General features: G+C 36.6%; 19 protein-coding genes. 18 read left to right on the top strand and 1 reads right to left on the bottom strand.

Features of this window, described 5'->3' with window-relative positions:
* Window positions 1-2,091 carry a TonB-dependent receptor family protein gene (locus ACM55K_RS16095; protein ID WP_416851293.1) on the bottom strand — a complete coding sequence of 697 codons (2,091 nt, stop codon included), beginning with the start codon at window positions 2,089-2,091 and terminating at the stop codon, window positions 1-3.
* Between the two features lie 1,391 nt (window positions 2,092-3,482).
* Here ACM55K_RS16095 and ACM55K_RS16090 point away from each other — a divergent pair.
* From ACM55K_RS16090 to ACM55K_RS16005, 18 genes are all read left to right on the top strand, one after another.
* A complete protein-coding gene (locus tag ACM55K_RS16090) occupies window positions 3,483-4,847 on the top strand; it encodes an MFS transporter (protein ID WP_416851292.1) in 1,365 nt (454 codons plus the stop codon).
* Window positions 4,848-4,910: 63 nt separating this feature from the next.
* Entirely contained in the window at window positions 4,911-6,221 is a 1,311-nt protein-coding gene (locus ACM55K_RS16085; RefSeq protein ID WP_416851291.1) for a DcaP family trimeric outer membrane transporter, read from the top strand.
* A 36-nt stretch (window positions 6,222-6,257) separates the two neighbouring features.
* Complete coding sequence (locus tag ACM55K_RS16080) at window positions 6,258-7,670, top strand: MFS transporter (protein ID WP_416851290.1); 1,413 nt, start codon at window positions 6,258-6,260, stop codon at window positions 7,668-7,670.
* Window positions 7,671-7,784: 114 nt separating this feature from the next.
* Window positions 7,785-8,663, top strand: a complete 879-nt coding sequence (locus tag ACM55K_RS16075; protein WP_416851289.1) for an AraC family transcriptional regulator — start codon at window positions 7,785-7,787, stop codon at window positions 8,661-8,663.
* Between the two features lie 353 nt (window positions 8,664-9,016).
* The gene (locus ACM55K_RS16070; RefSeq protein WP_416851288.1) at window positions 9,017-10,138 is read left to right on the top strand and encodes a muconate/chloromuconate family cycloisomerase; all 1,122 of its coding nucleotides are present in this window, start codon (window positions 9,017-9,019) and stop codon (window positions 10,136-10,138) included.
* Window positions 10,139-10,149: 11 nt separating this feature from the next.
* Window positions 10,150-10,440, top strand: coding sequence for a muconolactone Delta-isomerase (gene catC, locus ACM55K_RS16065; RefSeq protein WP_282731547.1), 291 nt, complete (start codon window positions 10,150-10,152; stop codon window positions 10,438-10,440).
* 51 nt (window positions 10,441-10,491) lie between these two features.
* Window positions 10,492-11,418: a catechol 1,2-dioxygenase gene (catA, locus tag ACM55K_RS16060; RefSeq protein WP_416851287.1), complete on the top strand. Its 927-nt coding sequence runs from the start codon at window positions 10,492-10,494 to the stop codon at window positions 11,416-11,418.
* A 164-nt stretch (window positions 11,419-11,582) separates the two neighbouring features.
* Window positions 11,583-12,932, top strand: coding sequence for a Rieske 2Fe-2S domain-containing protein (locus ACM55K_RS16055; protein ID WP_416851286.1), 1,350 nt, complete (start codon window positions 11,583-11,585; stop codon window positions 12,930-12,932).
* A gap of 1 nt (window position 12,933) precedes the next feature.
* Entirely contained in the window at window positions 12,934-13,419 is a 486-nt protein-coding gene (gene benB / locus ACM55K_RS16050) for a benzoate 1,2-dioxygenase small subunit (protein ID WP_416851285.1), read from the top strand.
* A 10-nt stretch (window positions 13,420-13,429) separates the two neighbouring features.
* On the top strand, window positions 13,430-14,449 hold the full coding sequence (gene benC / locus ACM55K_RS16045) for a benzoate 1,2-dioxygenase electron transfer component BenC (protein ID WP_416851284.1): 1,020 nt from the start codon (window positions 13,430-13,432) through the stop codon (window positions 14,447-14,449).
* 16 nt (window positions 14,450-14,465) lie between these two features.
* Complete coding sequence (benD, locus tag ACM55K_RS16040; protein ID WP_416851283.1) at window positions 14,466-15,254, top strand: benzoate diol dehydrogenase BenD; 789 nt, start codon at window positions 14,466-14,468, stop codon at window positions 15,252-15,254.
* Window positions 15,255-15,269: 15 nt separating this feature from the next.
* Window positions 15,270-16,049 carry a 3-oxoadipate enol-lactonase gene (gene pcaD / locus ACM55K_RS16035; protein ID WP_416851282.1) on the top strand — a complete coding sequence of 260 codons (780 nt, stop codon included), beginning with the start codon at window positions 15,270-15,272 and terminating at the stop codon, window positions 16,047-16,049.
* A gap of 3 nt (window positions 16,050-16,052) precedes the next feature.
* Window positions 16,053-17,399: a 3-oxoacid CoA-transferase gene (locus ACM55K_RS16030; RefSeq protein WP_416851281.1), complete on the top strand. Its 1,347-nt coding sequence runs from the start codon at window positions 16,053-16,055 to the stop codon at window positions 17,397-17,399.
* 62 nt (window positions 17,400-17,461) lie between these two features.
* On the top strand, window positions 17,462-17,980 hold the full coding sequence (locus ACM55K_RS16025) for an FUSC family protein (RefSeq protein ID WP_416851280.1): 519 nt from the start codon (window positions 17,462-17,464) through the stop codon (window positions 17,978-17,980).
* Between the two features lie 16 nt (window positions 17,981-17,996).
* Window positions 17,997-19,205 carry a 3-oxoadipyl-CoA thiolase gene (gene pcaF / locus ACM55K_RS16020; protein ID WP_416851279.1) on the top strand — a complete coding sequence of 403 codons (1,209 nt, stop codon included), beginning with the start codon at window positions 17,997-17,999 and terminating at the stop codon, window positions 19,203-19,205.
* Between the two features lie 35 nt (window positions 19,206-19,240).
* A complete protein-coding gene (locus ACM55K_RS16015; protein WP_416851278.1) occupies window positions 19,241-19,780 on the top strand; it encodes a TetR/AcrR family transcriptional regulator in 540 nt (179 codons plus the stop codon).
* A 481-nt stretch (window positions 19,781-20,261) separates the two neighbouring features.
* Window positions 20,262-21,866, top strand: a complete 1,605-nt coding sequence (locus tag ACM55K_RS16010; RefSeq protein ID WP_416851277.1) for a family 43 glycosylhydrolase — start codon at window positions 20,262-20,264, stop codon at window positions 21,864-21,866.
* A 77-nt stretch (window positions 21,867-21,943) separates the two neighbouring features.
* Complete coding sequence (locus tag ACM55K_RS16005) at window positions 21,944-24,850, top strand: exo-beta-1,4-galactosidase (RefSeq protein WP_416851276.1); 2,907 nt, start codon at window positions 21,944-21,946, stop codon at window positions 24,848-24,850.
* The last annotated feature ends 99 nt before the right edge of the window (window positions 24,851-24,949 follow it).

Genomic DNA, 24,949 nt, shown 5'->3' with positions numbered 1-24,949 from the left:
TTATAAAAAAACATAGGAAACAGCAATGCCACCATAAAAATTTCTAGGATTTCCGGGGTAATAATACCTCGGAGGTACGCTCCCAAAACCAACGGCATTAGGTAAAATGCTAGCTGCATAATGGGTATTCGTTACATTATTAATTCCAGTACTCAATTCCGCTTTGAGGAATTTTTGTATTTTAAAAGTATAAGCCGCTTTAATATCCAACAGTTTATAGCCATCACTATATTTTGAGTTTGTATCATTCATTGGAATTTTACCCACGCTTCTAAAAGAAGTATTCAAACTAAAACCGCTTTCTGTATTCAAATCTACGCCCAAATTCCATTGGACGTTAGGAACGCCTGTTAGTCTGTTACCCGAATAATCGGCATTTCCATCCACAAAATCCTTGAATTTAAAATTGTTAACCGTTCCTGAAAAATAGGGGGTAACTTGCCATTTGGCAGTTTTTAGAAGCCTATAATTTACCGAAAATTCAGTTCCAACATGCGAACTCTCTCCCGCATTAATCCCCACATACTGGTCTTCGGCTGTACGTCTTGCAACCAATAAGTTTGTAATTTGTGTGCTATAAAGTGCGATTTCAGTATATAATTTATTACCCAACCAATTCCCTTTGAAACCCAATTCATAATTCCATCCCATTTCTGGTTTTAAACTGGTATTGATTTGCCCTTCGGGAGTCAATGTTTCGGCAACTAAGGGGGCTGAAAATCCTTTACTGATTGAGGAATAGATGTTTGCACCTTTAGCAATTTTATAAGAAAGTCCGATTCTTGGCGACCAAACATTTCCGAAAGTATAAGGTGGTTCTTGGTTTAGAGTGTTGTGTTGAAAAACATCTTCTAAAGAATACTTCGTTGTATTCAATGCCAGACCGCTTTCTAAAAATAGCTCTTTCGAAAGTTGAAGTTCTATTTGTAAAAAATAATTGATGTAATTCCGTTTCTGGGTTATAGCACTGAATTTAGCTCCCGTAATGCTTCCTTGACCGGGTTGCAATAAGTATAAATTTTTGAAAAGAGAAAAATCATATTTTTCAGATAAGAATTCTGTTCCAACGCTTGCTTCAAAAGGCAAAGAAAATAAATTGGCTTTGTAATTTATCGTAGATCTAAATCCTAAGGAGTTTATTTTTTCTTCTAAAATATCAAAAGGTCTGTCTTCATTTGCCTTTCTGAAATTGGCAAAAACACTCGTTTTGGCAGACCATTTTTTTGAAAACTGATGGTTGTATCCAATTCCCATCAGGAATTTATCAGAGGATTCATTTCCTTTGGCCGCAGCCCAAGTAGTCGCAGCTTTTTCGGGATGATTTGTAAAATCATTTTCATTCAAAGAACTGGGGATAAAAGCTTTTAGACGGGTGAAAATCCCTAAATAGGTCAAATTACCTTTTGCAGTTATTTTTTGTTTCCCATGTACGTTAAATGACTTTCGGTCATAGGTACTATTGGCTCTAAAGCCTTCACTTTGTAAATGTGTATAGCTAGAAAATAGATTTGATTTAGCATCACTATAGCCCGCTGAAAGACTTTGTTTTACCAATCCAAAACTACCGTATGTGGTTACCGATTTTGCAAAGGATTCCCGAAAAGCAGTTTCTCTTGCAAACAAATGAATCACGCCACCCAATCCAGAACCAAAGCTGGTAGAATTAGGACCTTTGATTATTTCGATACTTGCTATGGATTCTAAATCAATATCTTCAATTACTGTTTCGCCTTCGCCACTGGTTAATGGAATATCTTCAAAATAGGCTTTTATTTTATTGGTTCCATATTGTGATCGAGCTCCAATTCCCCGAATCGTAATTCTATTGGTGTTCAAGGATCCTTGTTGCATATATACTCCCGGAATTTTATTTAAAACGGAGGTGAGTATTACACCATCACTTTTGTTGAGGTCTTTTCTCCCAATAAATGATACAGATGCCGCAGTATTTTGAATAGAGGTCTTAATAGGTGATGCCTGCAGAATAATTTCAGAAAGTGCTGTAGTGTCTTTTTGTACCTGACCAAAAATAGGAATAGTACAAATAAATAATAGTAAAAAAGATATAAGGTAAGAAGTATTTTTTTCCAATGCTTTGTATATTTAGGAGAAATAAAAATTTTATAAATTTACTACTTACTTTTAAATTAATGAAAGCTAAATATGATAAAATAAAAAACGCAATTATCAAATAATGTGATAATTGCGTTTACTTTTGTGAATTTGACCGGACAATTTACAAACAGTAGGTTCATAGTGTTTAAAATCAGATAGCTATGTTTTTTTGTTTAGAAGGGAGTATATTTAAGGCGCTATTAATACTAAACTTTATGATTATCATAAGAAAAGACAAAAACTAATGAGCTATTTACTTTTTTATTTTTCTTTTATCACTGATAGCTGAAATCAGTAATCTTAGACCAGTATTAAATCAATTATATTCCAAATAGGCGAACCCAACCAGCCTCATAATTAATAATTTGTGTTTTCATTACTTTACGAGTCGAATGATTTTAATCATCTATATATCAGTAGTTTGTAAATTAAAAATATTTAAAATTATTGATTTTCAGGGTTTTGTGAATTCGCGGAGACTACAATCGAACACCTTATTCCAATATTAGCATTTTTTGACAGCTTAAAATTATGACTAACATGTTGAATTTAAACAATTATTTTTTAGATTATTATTTTTTAAGTTTAAAATGTTTACTAAGTGTTTTTTAAATCCTGATGCAATTGTAAACTACTGATTTCTTTTTTTTGTGAGATGTAAAATTTAGTTAGCCATGAATCATTTACGTAGCGATAGATGTGAGTCTTCAACATTGTTCAACTCTAATAGTAAATCTTGCGCTACAATCTGTGTATTTATAAAAACACATAAAAACTCTTCTTCCTTTCAATTTGTAAGGGTATTCATTTTTGCTATTGCAATGATGTTATCGGGGTTAAGACTATACTTACAAGTCTGATTTACAAACTTCTATTTTCTATTTTATTTTTACATTATCCTTTTTTGATACTAGTAAAAAAGGATATAAAGGATTCTTTTTTGGGTCAATTTCTATAAAAAATTTGATTTGTCCTGTTTTTGATTTAAAAGAACAATTTTTCACCTTGAATAATTTTAATATTTGCATATCGATATTAAAAACAGTTAATAATTGCGTTTTGTGTAATTTAAATTTGTCTTCATTAGTAATTTACTAATTATAGTGCAAATGTATTACGGAATAAGTATGTCGTTTAACTACTAAATTCTTGATGAATACCAATTAGATTGTACTTAAAATGAGAAACAGTATCTGTAAATGACGCATCACATATAAGGAATGGACCATAATAAACCTTGGTATAGTCCTATTAAACATACAAATTTTTATATGGAAAAATTTGTTAAAAACGGGCTCAACCATATAACAGCCTGAAATACCTATTAACCAATAACCATTAAATTTTTAACTAAAAAACAAAAAATTATGCGAAAAATAGATATTCATAATTTGATAGACAACGCAAAGCTAAACCGATTTCATTGGACGGTGATATTCTGGTGCGCACTAATCATCATTTTTGATGGTTACGATTTGGTTATTTATGGGGTAGTTTTGCCTTTATTGATGGATAAATGGCATTTAACTCCATTGGAAGCGGGCACATTGGGGAGTTATGCACTCTTTGGGATGATGTTTGGAGCACTGATATTTGGAACACTTTCTGATCGTATTGGACGAAAAAAAGCAATCATTATTTGTATTTTCTTATTCAGCGGATTCACTTTTATCAATGGATTTGCAGAAACACCTTTACAATTTGGAATTTTGCGCTTCCTTGCAGGACTTGGAATTGGTGGGGTAATGCCAAATGCAGTGGCTTTAATGACTGAATATGCTCCAAAAAAAGTCAGAAGTACTTTAGTAACATTGATGTTTAGTGGCTATTCTGTAGGAGGGATGCTTTCTGCCGGATTGGGAATATTCTTGATCCCTAATTTCGGATGGCAATCCGTATTTTATGTTGGATTAGTGCCCATACTTTTATTGCCTTTGATTATTAAATTTTTACCGGATTCTGTTGGGTTTTTAGCAAAACAAAATAGAACCGATGAGGCTAAAAAAATACTTTCCCTAATTGAGCCAACTTACATTCCTAAACAAGGCGATGTTTTAGATTCTGGAGAAGCGAAAGCTGCAGGAGCGAGTGTCAATCAACTATTTAAACATAACAGAACGGTTAGTACAATTATGTTCTGGGTTGCTTTTTTCACCTGCCTTTTGATGGTTTATGGATTAAATTCCTGGCTGCCAAAATTAATGACTAAAGCAGGTTACGAATTGGGTTCCAGTCTTACTTTTTTATTAGTCTTAAATATTGGTGCCATGGCTGGAGCTATTGGCGGAGGCTGGCTTGGCGACAGATTTAATTTAAAAACAGTGCTGATTTCATTTTTTGCTGTGGCTGCTATTTCTTTGAGTTTACTTGGTTTCAAAAGTTCAACGATGGTATTGTATATTTTAATCGCTATTGCAGGAGCAACTACTATTGGAACACAGATATTGTGCTACACTTATGTTGCGCAGTTTTATCCTATAAACATTAGATCATCCGGTATTGGTTGGGCATCTGGAACAGGTAGATTGGGTGCTATACTTGGGCCTATTTTAGGTGGGGCTTTAATGGGTTTAGAATTGCCTTTTCAATTCAATTTTGTGGCATTTGCTATTCCGGGAGCTATAGGTGCTTTGGCAGTTTGTTTTATTAATGTTAAACACAGCCAGGAGAGAAAAGCACAAGTACAGCAACAGGAAATGGCTGCACTAAATACTATTGTTGCCGAAGAATAGACAATTAAAATCAGAAATTAATCCTAAACAGTTAAGGATTGATAGAACACAAAAAATAAAGAGATGAAGTTAAAAAAAATAGTTGCAGTAACAGGTTTGTTATTTACGGCAGTGCTACTTAATGCGCAGGAAACCATTAAAAAAAAGGATAGTGTTATTGCTATCAAACCAGAGAAAAAAGAACCGCTTTTTGAGGTTAAGTTTTCTGGTTTTATTCGGCATGATGCGGTGTTTGATTCCCGTCAGACAGTTGATGTAAGAGAAGCGGCAGTGGTACTTTGGGGAAAAGATGTTGACTTTGATACCAACGGGAAAGACAGAAACTCCGCTTCCAAGTTTCAAATGCTGAATGTATTATCCAGAGCGGGAGTCAAAGTAAATGCACCCGATGTTTTAGGCGCAAAAACTGCCGGATTCCTTGAAGGTGATTTTTTTGGTAATGCAGAAGGAGGAATCAATGAATTTCGTTTGAGACATGCCTATATTACATTGGACTGGAAAAAAAGCCAGTTGGGAATAGGACAATTTTGGCATCCGCTAACCATTCCGGAAATGTTTCCCGGGGTAGTTAATTTCAGTGGAGGTGCACCATATATGCCATACAACAGAAATCCTCAGATTCGGTTTACCCAAAAGTTGAATGCTCATTTTAATCTGATGATAGCAGCCGTTTCACAAAGGGATTTTACTTCGAATACGGCTCCGTACAGAAACAGTTCAATTCCTTCCGCACATGTTCAGGTAAATTATAAAAATAAAGATGTTCTTGTTGGTTTGGCGGGTCATTTTGAGCAAATTCGCCCTAAAACAGGTTCTGGATTGGCCAATGATTTTTCTAATGAAAGACTCAACAGTGTTTCCGTTATGGCATATGGCCGTTTTGAAACGAAGCCCATGACTATAAAAGCAGAAGCAATGTATGGCGAAAACGCCACTTCTTTCATTATGCTTGGAGGATATGTAGGATATACACCCACTTCAGGTCCGGGTTTAGAAACCTATTCGACTATGGCGACACAATCTTTTTGGATTGATTTAACCGGAAAAACTAAAAAAATAATTCCAGGATTCTTTGCTGGCTTTAGCCAAAATGATGGTGCTACTAATCCAATTTCTGGAAAAGCGGTAGCTTATGGATTTTCAAACATGGTAGGAGGTATAGCGGCATCAGGAAATACAACGACCAGAACCATCAACTATATTTATCGATTGGCACCAAGAATTGAAGTGCCGATTAAAAATTTAAAATTTGGTTTGGAAGCAGAATATTCAGCTGCCGAATGGGGGAATGCGGATAATAGCGGAAGAGCAGTAAGCAATCTGAATTTGATAGGAACCTGGAGAGTTGTATTTGCCACAGTGCTAAAATTTTAATTTTTTTTTAATGCGTTGGGTGTAATTTCAAAAGGAATGCATCCAACGTTTTTTTTTGTGAATATGAAGGAAACCAATAAATGGCTAGCATTAATTATTGTACTTGTAGCCCCATTACTTTCGGTAATCGATGTGTATATCGTGAATATGGCTTTGCCGGAAATCAAACAACAGTATTTGACATCAGACAGTAATACCGAATTAGTCATAAGTTCTTATCTGTTGGGATATTGTGTCTTTTTAGTTACCGGAGGAAGAGCCGGAGATTTTTTTGGTCGAAAGAAAATATTCATAATTGGGATGCTGTCTTTTACTATTACTTCTGCTTTATGTGGATATGCGGACACTATTTTCCAATTGATACTTTTTAGATTTTTTCAGGGTGTGGCCGCTGCCTTTATGATTCCTCAAACCTTGACGATAATACAAGTTACTTTTCGAGAAGCCAAAGAACGAAACTTGGCCTTTGGCTTTTTCGGAATTACATTGGGTATTGCTTCTATTTTAGGACAATTTTTAGGTGGCTATTTTGTAGCACACCATTATATTGAAGAAAGTTGGCGATTGATATTCTTGATAAATGTTCCGTTTGGTTTAGTAACCGTTGTACTTTCATTCTTCTTTTTACAGGAAACGAGTCTGCACAGAGGCGGTAAATTTGATATGCTAGGGGTTTTATTATTGACCATTGCTTTGGGAAGTTTAATTTATGGACTCACTTTAATTCCAGAGCAGGGATTTTCAATTTTAGTTTTGCTTTTGCTGTTTTTATCCGGGATTCTATTATTTATATTTTGGAAGAACCAAAAAAGAAAAACCCAACAGCAAAGCAGTCCTTTAATGAACACGAATCTTTTTAAAATAAAAAGCTTCAATTTGGTTTTACTGGTAGCGTTGTTTTTTTTCGGAGCACACAATTCTTATTTATTAATATGTGCCGTTCAGTTCCAAAATACATTGCATCTGGATCCTTATGTTGCCAGTCAGTATTTTACTTTTAATGGTATTGGTTTTTTGATGTCTTCATTTATTGCTTTAAAATTATTGCATAAATATGGAATCAAATTATTAATTATAGGTTGTTTTCTAATGATTATTTCTTTGGTTTTACAGGCTTTTACTCTTGGAGATCCGGCAAATGTGGATTATATTCCTTGGTTTCTTTTATTGTATGGATTGGGACAAGGGACACTTTTACCGTCCATTTTGAATTATGCGCTTAAAAAAATTCCAACAGATTATGCCGCATTGGCGGGAGGTGTATATTCAACCGTGCAACAATTTTCATCCGCTTTTGGAATCAGTATTATTGGCAGCGTGTTTTTTTATAGTTTGAAACAAGGTTTAGATGGATATACTATTGCAATGAGTATGGCCATTGTTTATTTGGTTTTTGTGGCACTGTTTTTATACCGACTTTCAAAATTGAATACAACCAATCCGTCTTAAAACATCACCAATCTTTTTCTTTTATCTAAAAAATGCAAATAGTACTCAAACGATATAGTTGTATTTGTAGTATCTTTGATAGGTTTCAAAATAATTTTTGAGCTAAAATAATACATGAGAAGTAAATTATTTTTTAAGGGGATTTATGGTGATAACTCTATCGATATGGTTAGGGATATTATTCATATTACACCTATGGAAATAATCGGTAAACGCCATGAATGGTGTATTAAACCTCATGCACATAGTGACCTTTTTCAAATTTTTGTGGTAGAAAGCGGCTCTTTGGAATTAATAATTAATGGCGAAAGTCAAATTGTGGAAAGTGTTTCTTTTTTTTCTATTCCAAAAAATATCAGTCATGGTTTACGCATGAATGCGGATACTAAAGGATGGGTTATCTCACTTTATGATAAATCCTTGGAGAATATGTTAAAACTCGATACGGATATCATAAATAAGATAGACGAAATTCATATTTCAAAACTGGACGAAGAAGATAAATTAATCAATGACGCTTTAATAACAATTCGTAAATGTATCGAGGAATATTATTCTGAATTACCAGGCAAGCAGCACGCTTTGCAGTATTTGGTTGGAATGATGTTGTTGCGTTTGTATCGGATATTTGTTACTTCATCCGCTGTTCATCTTTCCGATAATAAGAATAAAATATATTACCGACGCTTTGTTCAATTAATAAAGGAAATGAAATCTTTTAAAATAAGCGTTGAAGATTATGCTTCCCGTTTAAACATCTCAAGCGGGCATCTCAATCGAATTTGTAAAGATGTTTCAGGCTTGTCGCCAAAAGATGTTGTTATTAATTTTTTTATTGACGAAGCTAAAATTTACCTACGCAATTTTGATATGTCAATTTCCGAAATCTCGTATGAATTAGACATTGAGGATCCTGCTTATTTTACACGTTTGTTTAAGAAAAAAACCGGGCTGACTCCCAAAGAATTTAGAAGTCAATTAGGACGTAAGTAATCACTCCACACGTCTTTTACCACTCCAATTATAAAAATACGATAGCCGCCAATCCTATAAATAAGGCGTTTAACACTCTCTTATTTTCAATTTCACCACAGAAAGTATTGTTTGTCCTGCTTTTTAAAGGAAATTAAGTGTTTTTCTATCTGTTTTTCCATTTAAAGACATTATAAACAAATGGTTATGTTTTTGTCTATTTGTTTGATTTGTCTCATTAATAGCAAATTTATCCAATTTTAGACCCTGCTTTTAGCTATAAATTTGTGATAAGCAAACAGTAAGTGAGCACTCAATTGTTTATGAGTGAGTACTTACTCCTGTCGAAATCAAATAAATTTAGATACTAAGAAATGAATAATCCTATTATTGAAAAAATTGAAGCAATTCTAGTTGATTTGCCAACAATTCGTCCGCATCATCTCTCGATGACCGTAATGAAAAAACAAACAATGGTTATCGTCCGTTTGTTTTGCAGTGATGGAATTGAAGGAATTGGAGAGGCGACAACAATCGGTGGATTGAGTTACGGAGAGGAATCTCCGGAGAGTATGAAACTCAATATTGATACTTATTTTGCTCCTTTATTAGTGGGTCAGGATGCGACCAACATTCACAAAGCCATGTTTTGGATTGAAAAAAACATCAAAGGTAACCGAATTGCAAAATCCGGAATTGAAACGGCGCTTCTAGATGCGCATGGAAAACGATTGGGTGTTTCTGTCGCTACATTATTAGGAGGAGCAATTACCGAAACTTTACCTGTTTTATGGACTTTGGCCAGCGGAAATACACAACAGGATATTGAAGAAGCCGAACATCTTTTAGCCATTGGAAGACATACTACTTTCAAATTAAAAATTGGTTGGCAAGCACCTGAAATTTCAATTGCTCACGTTGCCGCTATCAAAAAAGCGTTGGGAGACAGAGCAAAAGTAACGGTGGATGTGAATCAGGCTTGGGACGAAAGTACCGCAAAAATAAGCATTGCTAAACTTCAAGAGGCAGGAATTGATTTGATCGAACAGCCGATAATTAAAGAGAATTTTGAAGGTTTGGCTCGTTTGAGCAAAATGTTTACCGTGCCGATTATGGCAGATGAAGCATTGAACGATAGTACGGATGCTTACAAATTAGCCAAAATAAGAGGATGCGATGTTTTCGCTTTAAAAATCGGAAAATCAGGAGGATTGCATAATGTTTTAAAAGTGGCTGCGATTGCAGAAGCGGCCGATATCAGTTTGTACGGAGGAACCTTATTGGAAGGAACAATTGGTTCTGTGGCTTCGGCGCATGCTTTTAGTACGTTAAAAACAATGTCTTGGGGAACGGAACTTTTCGGTCCATTATTATTAACGGATGATATTGTAAAAACCAAAATAGCATTTTCGAATGCTTCGATGAAAATTCCACAAGGTCCGGGTTTAGGCTTGGAATTAGATTTAGAAAAACTCAACCAATATAAACGCAAATAAAAATTAGAACTATGTTATTCCACGTAGAAATGACCGTAAAAATTCCACATGATTCCGATGTGAATTTTGTAAACGAATTAAAAGCAAAAGAAAAAGCAATGTCCCAAGATTTGCAACGCAGCGGAAAATGGGTAGACATTTGGAGAATCGTCGGAAAGTATTCGAACATCAGTATTTTCAATGTAGAAAGTCCGGCTGAACTTCATGAGATTCTGAGCAATTTACCCCTTTTTCCTTTTATGGAAATCGAAGTGAAATCATTATGTAAACACTATTCTTCGATCAAAGAAGGAGAATTGTAAACCCTTTTAAATAATCAAAAAAAAACTATAATAAATTAAAAAATCAATATCATGACAAGAGCACAAATAGACGGATTACTTCAAAAAATTGAAAGTACTGAAAAAGTAGAAGGCGGAAGCGACAGAGCCAAAGCAATTGTAAACAGAATCCTTCGTGATTTGTTTTACACCATCGAAGATTTAGATATCCAACCGGATGAAGTTTGGACGGCAGTAAATTACTTGACACAAGCGGGTCAAAATGGAGAATACGGTTTAATCGCGGCAGGTTTAGGATTAGAACATTTCTTAGACTTACGTATGGATGAAGAAGAAGAAAAAGCAGGAATGACCGGTGGAACACCACGAACTATTGAAGGTCCGCTTTATGTTGCAGGCGCACCAAAATCAAAAGGATTTGCACGTCTGGATGATGGAACTGAAGTAGAGCAAGGGGAAATTTTCTTCATGCAAGGAAAAGTTTTGGATGATAATAACAATCCAATTCCGAATGCAATTGTAGAAGTTTGGCATGCCAACTTGAAAGGGAATTATTCTTATTTTGACCAATCACAAAGCGATTTCAATTTACGCAGAACAATAGAAACGGATGAAAATGGAAACTATCAATTCCGCAGCATCCTTCCTTCTGGATATGCAGTTCCTCCTGGTGGATCAACAGAAACACTTTTAAGTGCCATTGGTCGTCACGGAAATCGCCCGTCTCACGTTCATTTCTTTGTTTCAGCACCAGGCTGCAGAAAATTAACGACACAAATTAACTTTGAAGGAGATCCCTACTTATGGGATGATTTCGCTTTTGCAACTCGTGAAGGTTTGGTTCCGGATCTTACCGTAATTACTGATGCGGAAAAAATCAAAGAAAAAGGATTAGACAAGCCTTTTTCCTCAATCGATTTCGACTTCACATTACATAGTGAAATTGAAGGAATTCATGATGCAGAAGTAGAGCGATTGAGAGCTGAATCTGTAGCATAATAAAAAAGAAACGGTCTATTGCCATTTTCCGAAATCTTTTTTGGACTTGTAGAATCCCCGTGAGAAGGAACAAATTGAATTGATTTTTTGAGTCATTCTCATGGTGGTTTTACCCCAAAATAACTCCGGAGCGGGTAGGTTATGACTACTAAACAACAACACTAATGGAAAAATTAAATAAAGAATATGTAGAAAGCCTATTGGAACACAACGTTTCTGAAGGTCTTTATCGTCATAACAGAGAATCCTTTACCAATCCGGAGTTGTTCGAATTGGAAATGAAATATATTTTCGAAAACAATTGGGTGTATTTGGCTCATGAAAGTCAAATAACCGAAGCCAATGATTATTTCACTACTCATATTGGCAGACAACCCATCTTTATTGCTCGCAATAAAGATGGCGAATTGAATGCTTTTATCAATGCGTGCAGCCACAAAGGAGCACAGCTTTGTCGCTATAAAAAAGGGAATAAATCAACGTATACGTGTCCTTTTCACGGTTGGACTTTTAATAATTCCGGGAAATTACTAAAAGTAAAAGATGTAAAAGGCGCAGGATATCCAGAACAGTTCAACACAGAAGGTTCCCATGATTTGAAAAAAGTAGCACGATTTGAATCGTACAAAGGATTTTTATTTGGCAGCTTAAATCCAGATTCTTCTTCACTGGAAGACTATTTGGGTGACACCAAAAAAATTATAGATCAAATGGTAGATCAGGCTGAATTTGGATTGGAAGTAGTACGAGGAGCTTCTACGTATACCTATGATGCAAACTGGAAAATGCAAATGGAAAATGGTGCTGATGGTTACCACGTAAGCTCCGTGCATTGGAACTATGTGGCCACCATGGGAAACCGTAAAGAAGATGGTGTAAAAGCGGTAGATCCTAACGGATGGTCAAAAAGTATTGGCGGTGTTTATGGTTTTGAAAATGGTCACATGCTACTTTGGACCAAAATGCTGAATCCGGAAGTACGTCCTCTTTATAGTCAATTGGATCGATTGAATGCGGAACTTGGTGAAGAAAGAACCAATTTTATTGTCAACGAAACGCGCAACTTGGCTCTTTATCCAAATGTGTATTTGATGGATCAGTTTTCGACTCAAATTCGCGTGGTTCGACCAATCTCTGTCGATAAATCGGAAGTGACTATTTACTGTATGGCACCCAAAAATGAACCTGCTGCAGACCGTGCGTTGCGTATTCGCCAATACGAAGATTTCTTTAACGTAACCGGAATGGGAACTCCTGATGATTTGGAAGAATTCAGATCCTGTCAAGAAAGTTATTTGGCAAAAGCCATGCCTTGGAACGATGTGAGCCGTGGGGCAGAACATTGGGTTTATGGTCCGGACGAACATGCTACCGCCATGGGAATCAATCCAAAATTAAGCGGAATCCGAACCGAAGACGAAGGGTTATTCCTGATGCAACACCAGTATTGGGCAGAAACTTTGGCAGCAGCTTTAGCAAAAGAGGAATTGATTAATCTAGAAAACAATTTGTAAGATGACTAATTACGATAAAATACAGGCTTTTGTTTATCAGGAAGCGAGACATTTAGACGACAAACAATGGGATGAATGGCTTCAGTTATACGATGAAAAAGTAACGTTTTGGATGCCATCTTGGGACGACGAGGATAATCTAACGACAAATCACGAAACCGAGATTTCGTTGATTTATTATCCAAACAGAAATGGTTTGGAAGACCGTGTTTTTAGAATTAGAACCGAACGTTCCAGCGCTACTTTACCAGACACCAGAACAAGTCATAATTGCACCAATCTTGAAATTCTGGAAGAAAACAACGATGAAGTTAAAATACGTTTTAACTGGAATACATTAAGCTTTCGATACAATAAATTGGATCAGTTTTTTGGTGTTTCCTTTTACACTTTGAAAAAAGTGGAAGATTCATTTTTAATCACTAATAAAAAAGTCATCCTTAAGAACGATTACATTCGACAAGTGCTTGACATATATCATATTTAATACAAAAGTAATGGCAAAAATAGCATTAAACTTTGAGGACGGAGTTACCCGATTTATAGATAGTTTACCCAATGAAACGGTGGCAGAAACTGCGTATCGTGTTGGGATAAACATTCCGTTAGATTGCGCTGATGGCGCTTGTGGTACTTGTAAATGTAAAATGAGATCGGGGAATTTCGATGCGGGAGACTATATCGAAGAAGCCTTATCAGATGAAGAAGCAGCGGCAGGTTTTGCGCTTGCTTGTCAAGTGAGACCAAAATCAGACCTTGTGGTTGATATTTTGGCGAGTTCTGCTGCCTGTAAAGTTAAATCTACGGCTGTCGCTACCGAAATCAAGGAGTTAAACCGATTGTCTTCTGAAATCTACCAATTAAAATTGCGTGCTGCTGACGGGAGTTCTTTTCAATTTCTTCCGGGACAATATGTAAATATTGAGGTTCCGGGAACTTCACAAACCAGATCGTATTCGTACAGTTCACAACCTGATACTTCAGAAGGAGAGTTTTTAATCAAATTAGTTCCAGGAGGATTGATGAGTACGTATCTAAAAGAGGAGGCGGCCGTAGGTGGGGAATTAAACATTGTAACTCCTTTGGGAAGTTTTTATTTAAGAGAGGTGCAACGTGATTTAATCTTTATTGCAGGCGGTACAGGGATTGCGCCTTTTATGGCCATGCTTGAAAAGCTAAAAGCAGAAAAAAATACGACACCAATTCATTTGTTTTACGGAGCAACTACTGGTGAGAATGTAGTGGAACTGGAACGTTTGAAGGCGTTTAGTGAAATTATGCCATTGCAACTATTCACTTGTACTTCTGACGAACAAGCTGAAGGTCATGATAAAGGATTCGTTACCCAATGGATTAACAAAGAACTTCTTGGCGATAAAGCCTATGATATTTATATCTGTGGACCAAATGCGATGGTGGAAGCGGTAAAAACTACGCTAGACAAAGAGGCGATTCAACATGTTAATTTTTACATGGAAAAATTTGTTCCAACGGGTCAGGAAAATGTGCAATTATAATTTTTAAACAGTAAAAATGCTTCACCCCAATAGATTTTCAGGAAAAGTGGCCCTTGTTACCGGTGCCGCGCAAGGAATAGGAAAAACGGTTGCATTGCAACTTTTAGCCGAAGGTGGTTCGGTTGTACTCGTCGATCGTTCTCCAATAGTAAATGAAATAGCTTCACAATTGAGTGAAGACCAAAAAAATAAAGCACTTCCAGTTGTTGCCGATTTGGAGCAATTTTCAGGCTTTCAGTCGGTAGTAGAACAAGCTGTGGCAAAGTTTGGAAGAATAGACATTTTGATTAACAACGTGGGTGGAACCATTTGGATGAAACCTTTTGCAACCTATGAAGAAGATCAAATAGAAAAGGAAATCCGTCGTTCGCTTTTCCCAACTTTATGGGGCTGTCGTGCAGTTCTTCCGGTAATGTTGGATCAAAAAGGAGGGGTAATCGTGAATGTTTCTTCGGTTGCGACCAGAGGAATTAATCGTGTTCCTTATGCTGCTGCAAAAGGGGGAGTAAATGCTCTTACGGCTGCTATGGCATTCGAATATGCTGAAAAAAATATTAGGGTGAATGCGGTTGCACCAGGTGGAACCGAAGCTCCGGAACGCTTGATTCCCCGGAATGAAACGCCTGATTCCGAACAGGAGAAAATATGGAGACAAGAAGTGGCGGATCAAACCACCGAATCGAGTTTAATGAAACGCTACGGAACCATTGAAGAACAAACTTCGGCGATACTTTTTCTGGCATCCGATGAAGCTTCGTATATCACAGGAATTACCATTCCGGTGGCCGGCGGTGATTTGGGTTAATAAAAATATAGAATAATGTCAAAAATAAAAATGCAGCATACAACATTGAATTATGTATTTGATGATTTCAAAAAGGAGCAAACTATTGTTTTTTCTAATTCATTAGGAACAGATTTGACGATGTGGGATAAACAATTAGAATTACTTGGTGCAGAATTTAATATCCTGCGATACGATACGCGTGGTCATGGAAAAAGCGAAGTTGCCGAAGGGGAATATTCCATTGAAATGCTGGGGAACGATGTATTGGATTTATTGGATTATCTGAAGATTGAAAAAGTAAATTTCTGCGGATTATCTATAGGCGGATTGACCGGACAATGGTTAGGAATTCATGCGCCGGAACGGTTGAACAAACTGATACTTTGTAATACTGCCGTAAAAATTGGAAACGATGAAGGCTGGAATAGCCGAATTGAAACGGTTCAAAAAAATGGATTGGACAGTATCGTTTCAGGAACGCAGGAACGCTGGTTTACCACTGAATATGTTACCGAAAATAAAGCGGAGGTTGATGCGGTTTTAGCAATGTTTGTGCAAACGCCAGTAGAAGGATATATTTCTTGTTGTGCCGCCGTTCGGGATGCTGATTTTACAGACGAAGTTTCCAGAATTTCGGTGCCAACCTTAATTATTTCTGGTACAGAGGATTTGGTGACCACCGTAAAAGATGGTGATTTTCTAATGGAAAAAATCCCAAATTCGTTATTGGCTGCCTTAAAAACGGCTCATATTTCAAATATTGAAAAGGCTGATGATTTTACAAAACTACTTATTGAATTTATTAAAAATTAAATTATGAAAACAGTTCCACAAATAACAACCGAACAAGCTGCAGCTTTTGTAAAAGATGGCGATATCTTATTGCAAGGTGGTTTTGGGATGACGGGAAATCCAGTCCATTTAATGGATGCTTTATCGAAAACGGAAACTAAAAACATCACTTTCATTGGAAACAATGTAGGTGAAGCGGGGATTGGGGGCGGACGTTTGTTGCGAAACGGACAATTGAAAAAAATGATTGGTTCTTTTTTCACCAGTAATCCCGAAGCGGTGAAAGCTGCTCAGGATGGAATTGTGGAATATGAATTGATACCACAGGGAACTTTGGCGGAAGCCTTAAGAGCCGGAGGGGCAGGAATAGGAGGTTTTTACACGCCAACCGCAGCCGGAACGCCAATTGCAGAAGGGAAAGAAACCAAAATAATTGATGGTGTAGAACAAGTTTTTGTGAAGGGGATTCGTGGAAACGTAGCTTTTATCAGAGCGTGGAAAGCGGATACAGCAGGGAATTTAATCTATCGAATGACAGAGCAAAATTTCAATCGCGCTATGGCAACGGCAGCTGATTTGGTTATTGCTGAGGTTGAAGAAATCGTAGCGGAAGGCGCTTTAGATCCAAATTATATTCATACACCAGGATGCTACATCGATTACTTGGTTCAGGCGACACTTACTTTGGAAGACTTAGGTTCATCGGCATCAGTTAGTAAAGGAAAAAAAGTGAGTGAAGACCGTATGAATATGGCCAAACGTGCGTTACAGGAATTGAAAAAAGGAGATGTAGTCAATTTAGGAATCGGAATTCCAACCTTAGTTGCGGATTTAATTACACCTAAACACGGTGTTATTTTGCACACTGAAAACGGAATGTTAGGCGTTGGTCCAGAACCTGTAGATGGAGGAGGAGCAATGAATTATCCGGTAAACGCGGGAAAAATTCCAGTTACGGCAGTACCGGGAAGCAGCTATTTTGACAGTGCAGATTCTTTTGCGATGATTCGTGGAAAACATGTCGATATTGCGGTAATGGGCGGTTTAGAAGTGGATGAGCATGCGAATCTGGCTAATTGGGCTGTTCCGGGACAACCTTTATTAGGAGTTGGCGGAGCAATGGATTTGGCTTCGGGTGCAAAAACGCTGATTATTACCATGAATCATAATAATAGAGACGGAAGTTCTAAAATTGTACCCACTTGCACCTTGCCTTTGACGACTTTAGGTTCTGTTGATATGGTGATTACGGAATTGGCCGTGTTCAAATATATTGATGACAAATTGACTTTAATAGAATTAATGCCGGGAGCAACATTAGAAGAAGTTCGAGAAAGAACGGAAGCAAAATTCGTGGAGCAATTAGCATAAAAAGAAGGATAGAATAGAATTACCTTTAGTTTTTCAATTCTAAAGAATCTAATATTAATCGAATGGTAAACAAATTAATACGATACAGTATCGGATCTGATTTAATTATTTATGGGTTCAAATGCATTATTGGTTTTCTAATTGGCTATCAATTGTATATGGGTTTTCCTCAATATGAACTGTATTGGACGATGCTCTCTATTATTTTGGTTATATCGCCCGAAGCAAAAGATGCGCGTCGTTTATCGATTGAACGGTTTAAATCGAACCTAATTGGCTCCGGAATTGGATTGTTTTGTTATTTTATTCATGCCCCAAATGTCTATATGCTATTGTTGGGTATTGTTCTTTCCATAGCTACTTGTTATTTATTTAATCTGATGAATGTGGCGCGAACTGCAATTGTAGCGCTCATCATTGTATTAATTCATGAACAAGAACAAATGTCATGGATAGGAGCTGTGGAACGGTTTATATCAGTGACTACCGGATGTTTCATTGGATTATCGATTACCATTATCACATCGACGGTAATTAACTATTGGAGAAAAAAAGCAAACCTTCCGCAAGAAGAATTATAATTTAAAAATAATAAAAATGAATATAGAAGCATATATAATTGATGGAATCAGAACGCCAATAGGAAGTTTTGGCGGAACACTTTCTGGGGTCAGAGCAGATGATTTGGCTGCAATTGTCATTGCAGCATTAGTACATAGAAATCCAAATATTCCACCCGATGCAATTGATGATGTCATCTTAGGGTGTCACAATCAGGCGGGAGAAGACAATCGTAATGTGGCTCGAATGGCGTCATTGCTGGCGGGACTACCGGTTACAGTTCCGGGAGAAACGGTCAACAGATTATGTGCATCAGGAATGTCTGCCATTATTGGTGCGTCAAGAGCTATTAAAGCTGGGGATGGCGATATTTTTATTGCCGGCGGAGTAGAGCATATGACTCACGGCCCGTTGGTGATTTCAAAAGCATCAAAAGCCTATGGAACAGACTCAAAGATGGAAGATTCCAGTTTTGGATGGCGTTTTGTAAATCCAAAAATGAAACAAATGTACGGCGTGGATCCTATGGGAATTACCGCTGAAAATCTGGTGGATTTATACGATATCAGCCGTGAAGATCAGGATATTTTTGCTTACAATTCACAAATGAAAGCGGCCAAAGCGCAAGAAAATGGAGTGTTGGCACAAGAAATTATTCCCGTTAGCATTCCGCAGCGAAAAGGCGAACCGATTGTTTTTTCTGAAGATGAATTCGTCAGAGCCAGTACAACAGCTGAAACATTGGCAAAATTAAAACCGGCTTTCAAAGCAGATGGAACAGTTACTGCAGGAAATGCTTCGGGATTGAATGACGGTGCAGCGGCTACTTTTATTGCTTCTGGAGCGGCAGTAAAAAAATACAATTTGAAACCGTTAGCCAGAATCGTAAGTTCGGCGGTTGTAGGTGTTGAACCTCGAATTATGGGAATTGGTCCTGTTACGGCAACGCAAAAAGCATTGGCAAAAGCCGGATTAACATTGAATGATATCGATATTATTGAATTGAATGAAGCCTTCGCAGCTCAGAGTTTGGCCTGTACCAGAGCCATGGGACTTCAAGACAATGATTCCAGAGTTAATATGAATGGAGGAGCAATTGCCTTGGGACATCCACTGGGAATGTCAGGAACCAGAATTGTTTATAGCGCTGCTTTGTCCTTGCAACGGTTACAAAAGCGATATGCTTTGGCAACCATGTGTATTGGTGTGGGACAAGGATATGCCGTAATCATAGAAAGAGTTTAAAATTTAAAAATGCTCGCACTTTAATTAATTTCTATATGAACAAAAAAAAGGACATACTTGACGCTGCTCTCAAACTGTTCACAGAAAATGGAGAGCGAGCCACTTCTACAAAATCAATAGCTTCTGAGGCGGAAACTTCAGAAGCATTGATTTTTAGGCATTTTGGTACGAAAGAAAAATTATTGGAGGAAATAATCAAACATGGTTATCAAGACGCAGCAAAAATAATTTCCAATTATTTGAATGACGAAAACGGATTGCAATACATTTTGAAAATCGTTGAGGTTCCCCGAATTTTGGTAGATTCGCATCCCGATTTTTGGAAAATGCAACATAAAATCATTGCATTAAATTCACTTTCTCAAAAATACCACGACATTTTTATGAAGCCTTGTTACGAAAAACTAACAGTAGCTTTTTCGAAGTTACAGTATGAAAATCCAACTTTAGAAGCTGAATTGCTACTGATTTATATCGATGGAATGTGGAAACATTTTGCCTCCCAACAATTGGATTCTAAAACAGAAAGTGCCTTGACAAAACTACTACAACAGAAATATGAGAATTTTAATTAAAAAATGAGAAGTTTCCTTTTGATATTGGAAAAGTAGTTTTTAGATTAATCCTTTTTGGTGTTTCCATATTTTAAATGATATTCAGGGTGTATTTGATGATAGGAGATCAATATTCAAAGAACTTAAAACTTCTAAACTTCTAAAATAATTTTTCACTATATTTCACATAGATATTAGTTTTTTTTGACATAAACACCCTTAATTTCAATATATTGACTAATATCTAATCTATTTATTTTATTTCAAATAATTACAGCCAACGGGTTTACAACATTTTATTTTTAGAGATTACTTTCGGCACCAATCCTTTTGCGCAGGCAGAACAGATAAAAATAATGCAGGATAGTGCATGACGGTTAGCTAATTGCGATTAGGTACATTTATTAATTATTAGCGAATTTAGAAAACTTATTTACATTGATTGATTTGTTTATAGGATTGATAAATAAATTATTAATCAAATTGAAATAGGAAAATAGTAATGAAAATAATAAAATGTTATTCTTTTAGTGTTGTTATTCTGATGTGGGCTTGTTGTATAGGACTATGCACAACTAGTTATGCACAGAAACTTAATATCAAAAATGATGTATTTTGGAATACCAAAGATGGGCGTCCGATTAATAGCCAGGGTGGTGGTATATTTAAATTCGATGATCCAGTAACAGGGATAAAAAAGTATTACTGGTATGGAGTTCATTATATTGAGGCCGATAGCTATCGCAATGCGCCATTTATTACGCAAACGACCTCTACTTTTGAATCTGTAACCTGTTATAGCTCTTTAGATTTAGTCAACTGGACGTTTGAAGGTGATGTTTTAACTAAAAACAAAGTAAATAAGTCAGGGAAAACCTGGGTGGGTCGCTTAGGTGTAACTTACATCAAGGAGCTGCATAAATATGCCATGTTTGTTCAACATGATAAGGAGGTATTGATTACTGTTTCAGATTCGCCAACAGGTGAATTTACTTGGTATCAAAAAATAAATATGGAGCAAATGATTGGGACTAGCAACACTGGAGATCAAACCCTATTTACTGATGAAGATACAGGAAAGTCTTACCTCATTTATTCTTATGGAAGAGGACGTAACAAGATCTATGTCTCGGAAATAGGTGTTAAAGAAGGAAAGATAAATCTTTTGGACTGCACACAGGTTTTTAAGGGCGAAAGTCGTGAAGGAAATTGCATGTTCAAATACAATAACAAGTATTATATGTTTGCGTCAAATATATATGGATGGGATGCCTCTTTTGCTTATTATTTGGTTGCAGATGATATTAGAGGGCCTTATTTACCCACCAATGAAATGTTGATTATGAATGGCGCTTCCGAAGATTATGCACATGTTACACAAACTGGTTTTTTTGTTAATGTTAAAGGTAGCGAACAGGAAACGGTAGTTTATTGTGGCGACAGATGGGCAAATTTTGCAGGCAACGGTTTAGGATACAACCAATGGTTTCCGATTTCATTTGATGGGAAAACACCTTATTTTAATTCACTTGGTTCTTGGAACCTAGATGCCAAAACAGGTACATGGAAAGTAGCCGCGGACAATAATTATGTGAAAAATGGTAGCTTCGAAGCAGACCGCAGGTATATTCCCAGTCCTGTAAAACCGGTGCAAATACAATTAACCGGCTGGGCTACTGAGGTTATTGAAGGAAATAAAAATAGCCTTAACGAGATTACTTCTCCGGTTATAAACTATTTTAATACGGAAAACGATAGAAAGCTTGTAATAGGCGAAAAAAGCTTGAATATCAGTGATAAAGTTAATTTTAAACGAAAAATATCCCAGACAATTACCTCTTCACCATATGTAAAATTAGAAGATGGATTGTATACACTGACTGCCAAAGTAAAGAACAGCAGTGGTTTTGACAACTTGGAAATGTATGCTTTAAGCAATGATAACCAATTCAAATACAGTATTAAAGAAGAAAATACATCTTGGAAAACAATTCACATACCAAATATAGTTGTCAAGGCTGGAAAGGTGGAGATTGGTTTTCTGGCAGATGGTGCAGCAAATGTTTTTTGTCAAGTTGATGATGTTTCATTAGTGAAAAACCTATGATAAACAAACTGGGAGTAAAATCAGTTTAGTTTTGGTTTACCAATAGAAAACATTAAAAAAATAAAAAATTTATAATTATGGCGAAAAAGTATTTATGCAGCTTCCTGCTGTTGGTGTCATTGTTCTCATTGAGCAGTTTTGAAAGTAAGGATGAAGTGATTAATCTGGAAGGTACTTGGCATTTTCAAATGGATAGAAATGATGAAGGTGTTACTGCAAAATGGTACAATAGGAATCTTTCGGATGTTATAAAGCTGCCTGGCTCGATGGCGGAGTTCTTAAAAGGCGATGAAATAACTTTAAAAACTAAATGGACAGGTTCTATATATGATAGTTCTTTTTATTTTATTCCAAGATTCGAAAAATACCGCCAGCCCGGAAACATACACATTCCGTTTTGGTTAACTCCCGCAAAACATTATGTGGGAGCCGCTTGGTATCAAAAAGAGGTTAACGTTCCTGCCAATTGGAAAGGCAAACGAATACTTCTTTATTTAGAGAGGGCTCATATCGAAACCAGAGTTTGGGTAAATGACAAAGAAGTGGGGTTGCAAAATTCGTTAGTAGCTCCTCACGTTTATGATTTAAGCGCATTTTTGCTGCCAGGAAAACAGCGCATTTCGATTCGGATTGATAATCGAATTAATAAAATAAATGTTGGACCCGATTCGCACAGCGTAACCGATCATACCCAAGGAAACTGGAATGGTATCATTGGAAAAATTGCCTTGGAAGCCATTTCACCTGTTTATATCGAGGATGTTCAGGTATATCCCGATGTGAAAAACCACAAAGCCCGAGTGAAAATCACGGTTAATAATAGCACTCAAAATAATTTTAGCGGAAAAATTACAATAGCTGCCAAAAGCTTCAATTCTGAATCATCAGACAAAACACAAGAGATTGTTGGTAACCTTTCTGTGTCTAAGTTGGGAGAGAATACAATGGAACTCGAACTGCCTTTTGGAAAAGGGATGCTTACTTGGGATGAATTTGATCCCGCTTTGTATCATCTGGAAGTAAAATTGGTTTCCAAAGAAATAAAAGCCAGTAAAACCGTGCAGTTTGGAATGCGTGAATTCAAAATAGAAGGAAACCGATTTTTGATAAACGGTATTCCTGTTTTTCTTCGCGGAACGGTACATAATTGCGAATTTCCGCTAACAGGTTATCCTGCGACGACAGTTGAGGCTTGGGAGAAAGTTTTAAAAAAAATCAAAGCGTATGGATTAAACCACGTTCGTTTTCATTCCTGGTGCCCTCCCGAAGCAGCCTTTATTGCGGCTGATAAAGTTGGCCTTTATTTGCAACCCGAAGGACCTAGCTGGCCCAATCACGGTCCTAAAATAGGATTAGGTCAGCCTGTTGACCAATTTCTATATGACGAAACCACACGAATGGCAAAGCAATACGGGAATTATGCTTCTTTTACAATGTTATCTGCTGGGAATGAACCGGCAGGAAATCAGGTGAAATACCTGAATGCCTTTGTCGATTTTTGGAAAGCAAAAGATAGCAGGAGAGTTTATACCGGTATGTCAGTAGGAGGAAGTTGGCCTGTGGTTCCGAATGCGGAATACCAGTCACGTGGAGGTGTGAGAGGCTTGAAATGGGAAAAAATGCCGGAAACGGAATCTGATTTTAGCGCTGGCATAGCTCCGTTTAAAGTTCCTTTTGTGTCGCACGAAATTGGTCAGTATTGTGTTTTTCCAAATTTCGACGAAATTCCGAAATATAAAGGAGTATACCGAGCCAAAAACTTTGAAATGTTCCGCCAAGATTTGGAGGATCATAAAATGGGAGATCAAAGCAAAGATTTTTTAAATGCTTCTGGAAAGTTGCAGGTTTTGTGTTATAAAAATGAAATCGAAAAAATGTTGAGAACGCCTGGTTTCGGAGGTTTTCAAATGTTGGGATTGCAAGATTTCCCCGGTCAGGGAACGGCTTTGGTGGGGGTTCTAGATGCTTTTTTTCAAGAAAAAGGATATGTCAATGCCCAAGAGTATAGTCGATTTTGTAATTCAACAGTTCCTTTGGCAAAAATTCCAAAGTTTGTGTATACCAATGCAGAAACCTTCAATGCAGAAATAGTTCTTTTTCACTCTGGCAAAGTTCCATTAAAAAATGCGGTAATCAGTTGGACGATTAAAAACGAAAGAGGGGATGTGCTTTCTTCGGGAAGTTTTGATTCTAAAACATTCGAAAACGGAAATGGCATCTTCGTTGGAAATCTTAGTTTTCCGTTGGCTGATATTAAAACTGCTACGAAATTAAATCTTGAAGTAAAAGTCAATAACACCGACTTTGCGAACGATTGGAATTTTTGGGTTTACCCCGATAGAAATCATGAAATTTCCCCTTCTATTTATTACACCACGGTGCTTGACGATAAGGCAAAAGAAGTGTTGAATAACGGAGGTAAAGTGTTTTTGAATGCAGCAGGAAAAGTGGTGAAAGGGAAAGAAGTGGAAATGCATTTTCTGCCTGTTTTTTGGAATACGTCTTGGTTTAAAATGCGTCCGCCTCATGTTACAGGAATGCTAATTCAGGATAAAAGTCCTGCTTTTGCAAACTTTCCAACCAGTTTTCACAGTGATTTACAGTGGTGGGATATTCAAAACCGTGCTCAAGTAATGAATTTGGAGGATTTTCCAGCCGATTTTCGTCCACTAATTCAACCGATAGATACTTGGTTTATGAATCGCAGACTGGCTTTAGTATTTGAAGCGCAAGTAGGAAAAGGAAAAATTATAGTAAGCAGTGCCAATGTGGGACCAGATATTCAAAATAAACCTGCTTCCCGAGAATTATTTTTCTCGCTTCAGCAGTACATGAATTCGGATCAGTTTAATCCAAAAAATCAGTTGAGTTTTGAAGTCATTCAGGATGTATTTGTAAGTCCTTCAAAAGAAATATTCAAGACCTACACTAAAGACAGCCCTGATGAATTGAAGCCCAATTCTAATCAAAATAAAGTGAAGTAAAGTTTTTCGTAAATAAAAAAAAGTCTATTGAAACGAATTCAATAAACTTTTTAAATAGGATATTTTAGAACCAACTATTTTTGACTATTAAATCTTGAA

This window comes from Flavobacterium arabinosi, assembly GCF_048158725.1.
Classification (GTDB): domain Bacteria; phylum Bacteroidota; class Bacteroidia; order Flavobacteriales; family Flavobacteriaceae; genus Flavobacterium; species Flavobacterium arabinosi.
Note: the sequence above shows the minus strand (reverse complement) of the source record. Positions and strands in the feature narration are given on the sequence as shown.